This is a genomic window from Clostridia bacterium, from assembly GCA_026414765.1.
GTDB lineage: Bacteria > Bacillota > Clostridia > Acetivibrionales > DSM-27016 > SKW86.
Window position 1 is genome coordinate 17,906 of sequence record JAOAIJ010000023.1, and the last position, 12,842, is coordinate 30,747.

A 12,842-nucleotide genomic window follows, 5' to 3' on the forward strand; every position below is an offset into this window, starting at 1 on the left:
GATAAGGTTTGAGCAATTAATATACAAAACCGGACAATTGCCGTCACGTGTTCTTTTAAGTTGGTATAGGAGTGAAATCAGTGCATAAAGACCATAGTAAGGAATTCTACCCATTGTCTCATCCACAGAAAAGAATATGGTATGTGGAAAACGCATATCCTGATACTTCTTTACATAATATTGGCGGTTATGCAAAAATTAATGGAAAAGTAGATTTCGAATTACTGGAAGAATCAATAGAGATTTTTATTAATAAAAATGAAGCAGTCAGACTAAGACTTAAGGAAGAAAACGGCGAAATAAAGCAGTACGTATGCCAGAATCCGCATTACAGGATAGACTTTTTGGATTTCAGTAAATACAGTAACCCGGAGGAAGAATTTCAAGCTTGGGTAAGGACAGAGTTTGAAAAGGGAATCAAGCTGGAAGAGGATAACCTCTTCTACTTTGCGTTATACAGAGTCAATGATGCCTTTAATGGGTATTTGGCTAAACTGCACCATATTATTTCTGATGGCTGGTCAATAAATATCATGACAGAACAGCTCTGCGACACGTACACCCGGCTTATGAATGATATGGAAGTGGGCGGAGAGAGTGAAAATTCTTACCTGGAATATTTAGATAGCGAGAACAGGTATATAAGCTCCGAGAGGTTTATAAAGAATAAGAGGTTTTGGAATGAAAAATTCAATACATTGCCTGAATTAATGAATAAAACTTCTTCCAATATAAAAGGGAAAAGAAAGACATTTGTTCTGGATGATGAGTTTTCAGATAGTATTAAGGTTTTTATCGGTAAAGAAAGAATATCCCTGAATACTTTTTTTATATCAGTCTTATTAGCTAGTCTGCATAAAATTGAACAAAAGGATGATATAGTAATCGGTTCGCCGGTATTGAACAGGTCTGGTAAAAAAGAAAAAAGTATGATCGGAATGTTTACCAGTACTATGCCTTTCAGATTTTGTATCGACAGCAACAGTACCGTGTCGGACTTTATAGGAGAAGTAAACAGGGAGATAATGCAATGTTATTTTAGTCAAAAATATCCATATGATTTTCTTGCAAGCGATCTGGAACTTAAGAGGAAAGGATATGACAGCCTGTTTCAGGTATGTGTAAACTACTATAATACGCACCTTAGCAAGGAAATAAACGGAATTTCCGTTGAAAGTGTGGAAGTGTACAACGGCTGCCAGTTGTATTCACTTCAACTGGTTATTAAGGACTGGACGGATACTGGGAAACTGACTTTGGATTTTGACTATAAAACTGATGACTACTCCGAATTTCAGATCGAAAGTATGTACAGCATTGTTATGAATATTACACGCCAATTCATAACTAATCCGGATATGAGAATAAAGGATGTAGAGATTCTCTCAAAAAAGGACAAAGACTGTTTGATTTATGAGCTGAATGACACAGGAGCCGTATATCCGGGAGAGAAGACGATTTATGGGTTGTTTGAAGAACAGGTAAAGAAAACGCCTGATAGGATTGCTGTTGCTTATGAAGATTTGCAGCTGACTTACAGGGAGTTGAATGAAAAGGCAAATCAGCTTGCCGGCATGTTAAGAAGAAAAGGGGTAAAACCTGATGGTATTATAGCTTTAATGGTAACCCATTCACTTGAGGCTGTTATTGGCATTCTGGGAGTATTGAAGTCCGGAGGAGCGTATCTTCCGGTAGACCCTTCATATCCTGCAGAAAGAGCTAATTATTTGCTCGAGGACTCCGGAGCAAAAATTTTGCTAACAAATACTGATCTGAAAGATGGTATGGAGTTTAATGGCGAAATTATCAATATAGGTGATAAAGAAATATACTGTGGTACAACCAATAATATAGAGGCAGTAAATTCACCCAATGACCTTGCATATGTCATATATACATCCGGTTCTACCGGCAAACCTAAAGGGGTTATGATAGAACACAGAGGACTTGTTAATTACATATGGTGGGCAAAAAGAATGTATATTCCCAAAGAGGATGAAATCTTTGCATTATATTCATCTCTTTCTTTTGATCTTACAGTTACTTCAGTTTTCACACCATTAATCTGCGGAAGCAAAATAGAGATATATAGTGATGACGGCTCGGAATTTATTCTTTATAAGATTCTGAGAGAAAACCGCGTAACGGTTGTCAAGCTTACTCCGGCTCACCTGTCATTGCTGAAGGATATGGATAACAGCAATTCGTCGGTTAAAAGGTTTATTGTGGGTGGAGAAGACTTGAAAACCGGCCTTGCCAACAGTATACATAAGAGTTTTAATGGGAAAATAGAAATATTCAACGAATATGGCCCTACCGAAACTGTTGTAGGCTGTATGATTCACAAATATGATCCAGAAAAGGATACAGGAGGATCTGTGCCTATCGGTCATCCTGCAAGCAATGTTCAGATTTATATTCTGGATAGATTCCTGAATCCTCTGCCTGGAGGCACTATTGGAGAAATGTATATATCCGGAGACGGCGTTGCAAGAGGATATCTGAACAGACAGCAGCTGACAGATGAACGTTTTATATGCAATCCATTTATTGCAGGACAGAAGATGTATAAAACAGGGGACCTTGCCAGACGTTTGGATGACGGGAAGATAGAGTATTCTGGCAGAGCTGACCATCAGGTAAAAATCAGAGGATACCGTATAGAACTTGGGGAAATAGAGAGCCAGCTGATGAGGCATGAAAGTATAGAAGAGGCTGTAGTTATTGATTGTACTGATTCTACCGGATCTAAGTTTTTGTGCGCATATGTCGTTCCAGGCAATGATTTTAATATTTCCGGCATACGTGAATTCCTTTCAAGATATTTACCTGACTATATGGTTCCCTTGCATTTTATTGCTATGGAGCAGCTTCCTTTGACGGTGAACGGCAAAGTAAACAGGGATTCGTTGCCTGCTCCTGTAAGTATTGCAGGGGATGAAAGACCTGTTATATATAAAAATGAGAGTGAAGAGAAGGTAGCTGAGGTTTTTAGACAAATACTCGGTGTAGATAGAATGGGAGCAAGTGATAATTTTTATCACTTCGGAGGGGATTCCATTAAGGCAATACAGGTGGCAGCCAGGCTTGGCGAGATGGGACTGGGCGTAAAAGTGAAGGATGTCATGGCAAATCCTTCTATTGAACAGCTGGCAGTTATCGCAGGAAAAGGTAAAAGGGCTTCTGCTGCTACACAAGCTCCATGTGAGGGAAGTGTAGGACGTATGCCTATTATATCCTGGTTTTTTGCACAGAATTTTAAGAATATAAATTACTGGAACCAGTCTGTTTTTCTGACTCTTAAACAGGATATTGGTACGATTGAAATAAAGAATGCCGTAAATGCTATTATAAGGCATCATGATTCACTGAGGTTGAATTATGATGCCGGCAGGGCTGAACTTTTTTATAATAATAAACACCTTACAGAAGAATATGAAGTACAGGAATTTAATCTGTCGGCTTTTACACCGGATGAGCAGCAGGTATGGATAGCCAGATATTCAGAACAGATTAAGGCCAGTATGGATATTGAAAACGGAGTGTTATTTAGAGCAGGAGTTTTTATTACCGGTCATACACAAAACAGAAAACTGCTTCTTACAGCGCACCATATTGTCACAGACGGGGTATCGTGGCGGATAATGCTAGAGGATTTTGACAGGCTGCTAAGATGTGGAAACGCCAGCAATACTGAATTACTTCCTGCCAAAACATGCTCTATGAAGGTATGGGCGGAGCAGCTTGGACAGTATAGCTTGAAAAGCGTTCTTAAGGAGCGTGAATATTGGGATTCAGTTATTAAAGATGTTTTTGCTTTTCCTATAGATTTCAATACTGGAGACGATTCTCTTGAGTATTGCGACATAGTTACTGGAAGTCTCTGTGAGAAGGAAACGGAAGCTCTGCTAAAGAATGCAAATAATGCATATGGTACAAAGCCGGATGAACTATTGGTTGCCGCACTAGCCCATACAGTGGAAAGCTTAACGGGAATGAAAGACATAGTTATAGAACTTGAAGGCCACGGGCGTGAGGATATATTTGAAGATATCGATGTTTCGAGGACTGTCGGCTGGTTTACAAGTATCTATCCTGTCAGGCTAAGAATGAATGAAACGGACATGGATTTGCAAATCAAATCTCTTAAAGAGCAAATAAGAGGTATTCCAAACAAGGGTATAGGTTTCGGGATACTAAAATATCTGAACGGAATTTTGAGATATGACGGGCAAAAACATATAAGGTTTAACTACCTTGGTGATTTTAAGAATATATCAAGCAGCAGCGTATTTGAAGTTTCAAACGGGATTACCGGCTCCGATTGCTGTAAAAGCAATCATATGACCTGCCGGCTTGATATTAATGCAATGGTTTTTGAAGACAAGCTTGAGATATCAATAACCTATAGTAAAAACAAATATACTGGGGAAACCGTACAAAAATTTATAGATACATTTATAGAAAGAATCAGGGAAATCATCAGTTATTGCTGCAGTAAGGACCAGGTGGAGTTTACTCCATCAGATTTCGATACTATAGAAATTTCTCAGAACGAGTTGGACAATATGTTTGCCTGAAGCTAATTTTGCATGGATTAAAGGGGAATTTGATTGTGAGGAAATATTTAAGAATTTGTATTTCAATCCTGGTAAGTATTGTTTTATTATCAGTGACTCCGATAGCAACATTTTCAGAAGGGATTAATAATAAAGAAGTTTCCTATAAAACTCCTTCAGATGGTAGTGGCTTATTACCGCTTAAGATAGAAGAAGTGGAATCATTTATCAAAAAACAAATGAAAGCCGGCAAGATACCGGGTTTATCGGTTGCTATAGTAAAGGAAGGAAAGCCTGTATATAAAAAGAATTTCGGATATGCTGATTTGAAAGAAAAGCGGCCAGTTACTTCCGATACTTTATTTGAATTGGGATCGACTACTAAAGCATTTACTGCACTTGCTGTCCTTGATCTAAAGGAAAAAGGGTTAATACAATTAGATGATAATATAAATAAATACATTCCATGGTTTAGTGCGAGGTATAAAGGCAAAGAGGTCAATATAACTCTCAGGCAGCTTCTATATCATACAAGTGGTATTCCCTATGAAAGCATAGGAAATATACCTGAAGGTGATGGAGACAATGCACTGGAAGATACGGCTGCCACTTTGGTCGGTAAAGAATTGCATCATTATCCGGGTGAAGAATTCTTATATGCTACTATTAATTATGATGTACTTGGTTTGATTATTCAGAAAGTATCAGGACAAAGTTTTGAAAATTATGTAAAAACCAATGTTCTTAAGCCTTTAGGACTTAATCACACTTATATGTCCAGACGTGAGCTGCCAGTGCAGGAATTGTCAAAAGGCTATAAAATCAGTTTTGCAAGACCAATAGAATATAGTGCACCAGTTTATCGCGGCAATACTCCTGCAGGTTATGCAATTTCTAATATTGAAGATGTCTGTAAATGGCTTGGTATACAGCTTGGAACAGATGAAACCTCGACATTCAGTAAAAGTATTATTAAAGAATCACATGTTGCAGACCGGACTGTCTACCCTGGGATGAAAGGTTCCGTCTATACTGCGGGATGGTATTTCTACCAGAGCGGAAAAGGGGAATACTCACACACAGGCAACAATCCTAATTTCTCCTCATTTATAGCATTCAGACCCGGAGAGAAGCTGGGTATAGCTGTTCTTGCCAATATGAACACTGATTACACCCGGATGGCAGGTCAGGGCATTATTGATATCATTATGGGGAAAAAGCCTGTAGAGCAGTCGGATCAATACCGGAGCATGGATATAATATGCTTTGCAGTTATATGTGCTGCTGTGCCGTTTTTACTCACGACCATATATTTGATAATACTTGCTCTCGTTCAAATTGCAAGAAAGCAAAGAAAATTTACTAATAAAGGTAAGAAGGGGATTGCGGGATTTTTCTTATCAATGCTGTTTGTAGCGGCATTTGTTCTTTCACTGTACCATTTACCAAGAGTAATGTTTGACGGGCTTAACTGGAAATTTCTAAGTGTTTGGGCGCCTGTAAGCATACCTGCAGCTGTCCTTGCCATACTGGCAGGCGTACTAGTCTTTTACCTGTATTTTATTATTACATCATTCTTTCCTAAAGTAGATGAAAAGTCATTCTTTACACTTGTTTTTCTCAGTATAGCAAGCGGATTCGGAAATGCTTTCATAATATTTATTATTAATGAAGCTATCAGACGTGACGATAGTCTGGCAAATGGTCTGCCTCTATACTTCCTGTTAGGAATTGTGGTTTATATTTATGGACAGAGGCTGATACGCACAAGATTAATATCCATTACTAATAATATGGTATTTGAAAAAAGAATCGAGCTTATCAGTAAAGTTCTGAAAGCAGACTATAGTAAACTGGAAGCTGTGGGTGACGGCAAGCTGCATGCCTGCCTGAATAACGACACTGAAATGATAAGCGGATTTGCAAATGTAGTAATTACCGGTGTTACCAGCTTCGTAACGTTCATATGCTGTTTTATTTACCTTGGGATTATCAGTTTCTACGGACTGCTTCTTTCTATACTTGTCATAGTAATCACGGGAGGAATGTATTTTGCTATAGGCAGGTCGGCAAACAAAATATGGGAGCATACCAGAAGCATACAAAATGTTTTTTTCAAGTTTATAAATGATTTAACTTCGGGATTCAAGGAGCTATACCTGCATGATGCAAGACGGAGAGATTTTAAATCTGATATGGAAGAGAGCTGTACATCATACAGAGACAAACGCATACAGGGAGATATGAAATTTGCAAATGTCTTTGTTCTTGGGGAACTCATGTTTACCTTGGTAATCGGTGCAGTTGTATTTATTTTTCCTGTCGTATTCGACAATATTTACAAAACAACCCTTAGTAGCTATGTTTTTGTCCTATTGTATATGACAGGACCTTTTCATGGTATTTTAAACCTCATTCCCAATATACTCCAGATACGGATCAGTTGGAACAGAATAAATGAGGTTATTGGTGAAATATCTCTGTTTGAGGTAGACAGACAAAAGATAATTTCAGAGATACCTGACAGAAATGTTTTAAGTGTTGAGTTATGTGGTGTTAAGTATAGCTACAAAGGCAGTGATGACAGGGAGTTTACGGTAGGTCCCATAGATTACAGGTTTTGCCCCGGCGAAGTAGTATTTGTAGCCGGAGGGAACGGGAGTGGAAAGTCAACTTTGTCAAAATTAATTACGGGTTTATATACGCCTGATGAAGGCAAGATACTGGTAAATGGCAAGGAGATTGAATCCCGGGAGCTTGGACAGTATTTCTCTGTTGTTTTCAGTGATTTCTACCTGTTTGACAAGCTGTACGGTATTGACCATAAACATGTGGACAGTGATATACAAAAATATCTTGAGATTCTGCAGCTTGACAAAAAGGTAAGGATAGAGAATGGGGAGTTTAGTACTATAAAGCTTTCTACAGGCCAGAAAAAGAGGCTCGCATTATTGATAAGCTATCTGGATGACCGTCCGTACTACTTGTTTGATGAATGGGCGGCAGACCAAGATCCCGAATTCAGAAAATTCTTTTATCAAAAATTGCTGCCTGACATGAAAGACAGGGGAAAATGTATTATAGCCATAACCCATGACGATTTGTATTTTGATACCGCAGACAAATTTATCAAGATGGAATCAGGAAAGATTGCTGATAGCTGGGTAAACTCCAGAGCCAAAAACATGGAAGAGACAGAGGAGTAGATTATTTATGCCGGAGGCCAAAAAGTTAGACAGACAAAATGTAGAAGATATATTAGCACTAACGCCTTTGCAGGAAGGCATGCTTTTTCACTACCTGAATGAGCCTGAGAGCGAGCAATATTTTGAACAGCTCAGCTTGAGACTTACAGGGGATATAAGCATGGAGAGAGTAAAGAAAGCATGGAATTTTGTTGTTGAAACAAATGAAATGTTGAGGACTGTATTCCGGTGGGAGGCGATGGAAAAACCGGTTCAGATTGTCTTGAAGAAACAGGAAATACCTTTCATAGAATATGATCTCCGTGAGTTTGAATCTGAGGACAGGCGTAAAGCAATAGATGAAATCAGGGCAAAGGACAGAAAGGAAAAGATCAGGATAGATGTATGCACATTCCGGATAAAGATGTGCCGGCTTGACGAGCATGAATACGAGATGATTATCAGCAATCACCATATTATATATGACGGATGGAGCACGGGTATAATACTGAAAGAATTTTTATCTGCATATAAAGATTTTGCAAACTTCAATGAACCGATCAAACAGGTGAAGACAAAATACAAGGAATTCATACGATGGTATCAAAGACAGGATAAGGAAGGACAAAGAGACTACTGGACAAAATATATGGCCGGGTTTGAGGCTAAAACACAGCTTCCTTCTTATTCAATAAACAAGGAACGAATCAGCAGTCCGGGAAACTTCACTCACACTCTGCAAAGTGAACTGACAAATGAAATCAGGGCGTTTGTAAGAGAAAACCAGCTTACGGTTGCAAATTTACTTTATTGTGCATGGGGAATACTGCTGCAAAGGTATAGTAATACAGGTGATGTCGTTTTCGGAACAACTGTGTCGGGAAGAACACCCCATATAAGAGGGATAGAGGAAATGATAGGGTTGTTCATAAATACTATTCCTTTGAGAGTTACAGAGGTTGATGATGAAGATATTCTGAGCTTTCTGAAAAGGATAGGCAGTATGTTGAAGGAAAGGGAAGAGTTTGAATACACCCCTTTAACTGATATAAAATCTTACAGCAAAAGCAGCAGCAGGGAAGGATTATTCGATTCGATAATTGTACTCAGCAACTATCCGCTTGATGAAATGCTAGGCAAGAAGGATAATATCATGAGTATTGATGCTTATACGATGTTTGAAATGACCAACTTTGACCTTACGGTAGGGGTAACTGTTTTTGACGACATAAGTATCAAATTTATATATAATACAGGGGTATTTGAGGATGAAACCGTAAATAAACTGGCAGGGCACTTTATAAACATACTTTCGGATATGGTGCGGAGCAGTCGTAAAAAGTTAACGGAAATTGAAATGTTAAGTGAAGAGGAAAAAGGGATACTTTTCGGATTTAACAATACAAATGCCAACTATCCGAAGGACAGGACAGTACATCAACTGTTTGAAGAGCAAGTAGAAAAGACACCGGGAAGTATTGCACTGGTATTTGAAGATTCTGTGCTAACTTACAGTGAATTAAATACAAAGGCTAATAAGCTTGCTGCATTACTCAGGAAAAAGGGAGTGAGACCCGGTACGCTAGTGGGAATAATGATGGAGCGTTCACCTGAGATGATTATCGGCATACTGGGAATATTGAAGGCAGGGGGAGCCTATTTGCCTGTTGACCCGAACTACCCTATGAATAGAATCCAACTGATGCTGGAAGACAGTAAACCTCCCATAATTCTGGTGAAAGAGGGATTTGAGCGGAAAGCTGCTTTTGATGAAATGCAGAACTGTGATGTGATTATGTTGGACAGCATATGCAGCATTGCTGCGGATGAAACTGTTGAAAATCCGCTAAATATTACGGGACAGGATGATATGATTTATCAGATATATACATCAGGTTCAACGGGAAATCCTAAAGGTGCAATGATAAAATCCCATTCTTTTGTTAACTTGCTGAATTGGTTTACAAAGGAGTTCGGAATCAGTGAAAGGGATAATATCCTGCTTATAGCTCCGATAAGCTTTGATCTGGCTCAGAAAAACCTTTACAGCAGCCTGATAAAGGGAGGTAAATTATGTTTGTTTTCACCCGGGCTTTTCGATTACAACAAAATGTCCGAGTTAATCCAGAAAGAAAACATATCAATCATAAACTGTACTCCAAGTGCGTTTTATCCATTGATGGATTTCAATAAAGATACAGGCTTCAAACGACTAAAATCATTGAGGTGGGTCTTCCTTGGGGGAGAGCCTATTAATGTGAATAAACTGACTGCCTGGACAAAGTCTTCGTATTATAACGCAAGGATTGTTAATACATACGGACCTACGGAATGTACCGATATAGCTACATTTTACACTGTTGACAGCGAGTTGGCCGAAGGGAGCGTGACAGTGCCTATAGGAAAGCCTATTCATAATACGCAGGTATATGTTGTGGACAGAGATATAAGGCTACTGCCTGTGGGGGTTGCCGGAGAATTATGCATCAGTGGTGTGGGCATGGGGAAAGGCTACTATAATGCACCTGAGCTGACACAAGAAAAATTTGTCGGGTGCTCTTATGCAGAGTCAGGCAGAGTCTATAGGACTGGTGACCTTGTAAGATGGATGCCGGACGGGAATATTGAATTTTTAGGTAGGATAGACCATCAGGTAAAAATAAGAGGGTACAGGATAGAACTCGGTGATATAGAAGCTGAACTTTTATCTCATAGCTCGATAAAAGAAGCGGTAGTCATAGCAAGAGAGGATTTTTCCGGGAGCAAATACCTATGTGCGTACATTGTTTCAGACATTATCATGGACAGCTTGTCTTTGAAGGAATTCCTGGCAAAGCAGTTGCCAGACTATATGATTCCTGCACATTTTGTCCTATTGGATAAGCTGCCTCTTACTCCCAGCGGGAAAATCAACAGGAATGGATTGCCTGCACCGGATGCAGCAATCAGCAGCGGGATAGATTTTAAAGCGCCAACTAATGAAGCTGAGATGAAACTGGTGGAACTGTGGCAAAAAGTACTGGGTATCGAAAGGGCAGGGATAAATGACAACTTCTTCGATATCGGCGGAAACTCAATACTTCTTGTCCAGCTGCATGCACAGATAGAAAAGGTATATCCGGGAAAAGTAGCAATTACAGACCTCTTTTCCAACCCTACGATAGCCAAGCAGGCGGCTTTTATCAATAAGGACCGGGAAACAGGAAACACCTGCCTGCCAGTTTCAACACTTGTATTGCCTGAAGAGTTTTTCTTCAATGGGTATGGGGAAAATGAAGGTTCTACATTCCGATTCAGCCTTGGCAATGATTTGCTTGAAAAACTGGAAGTGATATCAAAGAAGGAAAGCGTGGAATTATGTGATATTCTTCTTTCCATGTATGCATACGTGTTTGCGGAATTTTCCGGGGAGAAGAGTTTAACTGTTCAGGCTGTGACAGAGAAAAACAACATAGTTACTCCTGTGAGTATAGACTTAGATACCATGGAAGGATTCACACAGCTGTTTGCAGCAGTAAGAAGAGAACAAAAAACTGAAGAGAATTCAAAAAAATACAACATAAGGGATGTCAGCAGAGTAGTTGTTGAAAAAGAAAAAGTATCGGTTATTCCTCTATTCTGCAAAAGGAGTCTGATAGCAGGAAATACCGGTCTTACAGATACATTTGATATAGTTCTTGAGATATTTGAAGAGGGTGGACATATATATTTCGCTCTTGAGTATAACGGCAAGCGTTTAAAAAGAGAAGCCATGAAAGAACTTATAAACGGGTATTCAGAGTTGATTGAAATACTTACAGAAAAATATTTAAAGGGGGATATGTAATATGGAAAAAATCGCTTTATTATTTCCCGGACAGGGATCTCAATATGTGGGGATGGGGAAGGCGCTTTACGAACAATTTGCTGCTGCAAAGCAGACGTTTAACGAGGCAAATGAGGTATTGGGTTTTGATCTGAAAAACTTATGCTTTGAGGGCAGCATTGACGAACTGACAAAAACCGAAAATACACAGCCTGCGTTATTGACTGCAAGTGTGGCAGCTTTCAGAGTTTTTATGCAGGAGACAGGCATGATACCGGCATATTTAGCCGGACACAGCCTTGGAGAATTTTCTGCTTTAACTTGCGCGGGATGCATTAGGTTTTCTGATGCACTGAAAATCGTAAGGCAAAGAGGAAAGCTTATGCAGGAAGCTGCAGCTGCAAGTATGGGCGCTATGTCTGCTGTTATTGGGTTGGATAGAAAGATTGTTGAAGAGGAGTGTAAAAAAGCTTGTGACAGTGAAAGCATTGTTGTGGTATCAAATTATAACTCTCCAGATCAGATAGTGGTTTCAGGACACAAAAATGCAGTATCCAAGGCAGGAGACATATTGACAGGCCTGGGAGCGAGGGTAATGCCTCTCAAGGTCAGTGCGCCCTTCCATAGTCCTCTGATGAAGCCTGCATCTGATAAGTTTGTAGAAGAGCTGATCAAGTACGAATATGGAAAGCTGGAATGGCCTGTTATGTCAAATGTCACTGCTTTGCCTTATACCGGAAGTGACGGGATTATAGAAAGTTTGAAACAGCAGATGGTCCAGGCCGTAAGGTGGCAGGAATCAATGGAATATTTAAAAAGCCAGGGAGTAACTGCTGCAATAGAATTAGGACCTCAGACAGTGGTAAAAAATCTTATGAAAAAAAATGCACCTAAGATAAAAGCATATGCCTATGATAAAGATGATGACAGGCAGGATTTGAAAAAACTGTCTTTAGAGACCGGCATAAACAAAATAAAAGGGAAGAGTACTGTAAATCTGGTTACACGATGCCTGACTGCGGCCGTTACTACCAAAAATTCAAACTGGGATAATGAAGAATATCAGAAAGGGGTAATAGAACCCTATAAAAAAATACAAAAGATACAGGACGAGCTGGACAATGAAAACAGAGAACCAACACTTGAAGAAATGAGAGCTGCACTTGAAATGCTGCGTTCTGTATTAATAACTAAAAAATTGGCTGCTGCAGAACAGGTCGAGAGAATAAATGAAATATTGGATGAGACGGGAACGCGCGACATCTTTCCTGATTTCAAAATAATATAGCAGAA

General features: G+C 39.3%; 4 protein-coding genes. All 4 read left to right on the forward strand.

Going from position 1 to position 12,842, the window contains the following annotated elements; all coding sequences use genetic code 11:
- Positions 1-80 precede the first annotated feature (80 nt).
- From N3I35_09795 to fabD, 4 genes are read left to right on the forward strand one after another with little or no spacing between them, the layout of a single operon-like run.
- On the forward strand, positions 81-4,580 hold the full coding sequence (locus tag N3I35_09795; protein ID MCX8130378.1) for an amino acid adenylation domain-containing protein: 4,500 nt from the start codon (positions 81-83) through the stop codon (positions 4,578-4,580).
- Positions 4,581-4,615: 35 nt separating this feature from the next.
- Complete coding sequence (locus tag N3I35_09800) at positions 4,616-7,765, forward strand: cyclic peptide export ABC transporter (GenBank protein MCX8130379.1); 3,150 nt, start codon at positions 4,616-4,618, stop codon at positions 7,763-7,765.
- 7 nt (positions 7,766-7,772) lie between these two features.
- A complete protein-coding gene (locus N3I35_09805) occupies positions 7,773-11,570 on the forward strand; it encodes an amino acid adenylation domain-containing protein (protein MCX8130380.1) in 3,798 nt (1,265 codons plus the stop codon).
- A 1-nt stretch (position 11,571) separates the two neighbouring features.
- On the forward strand, positions 11,572-12,837 hold the full coding sequence (fabD, locus tag N3I35_09810; GenBank protein ID MCX8130381.1) for an ACP S-malonyltransferase: 1,266 nt from the start codon (positions 11,572-11,574) through the stop codon (positions 12,835-12,837).
- The last annotated feature ends 5 nt before the right edge of the window (positions 12,838-12,842 follow it).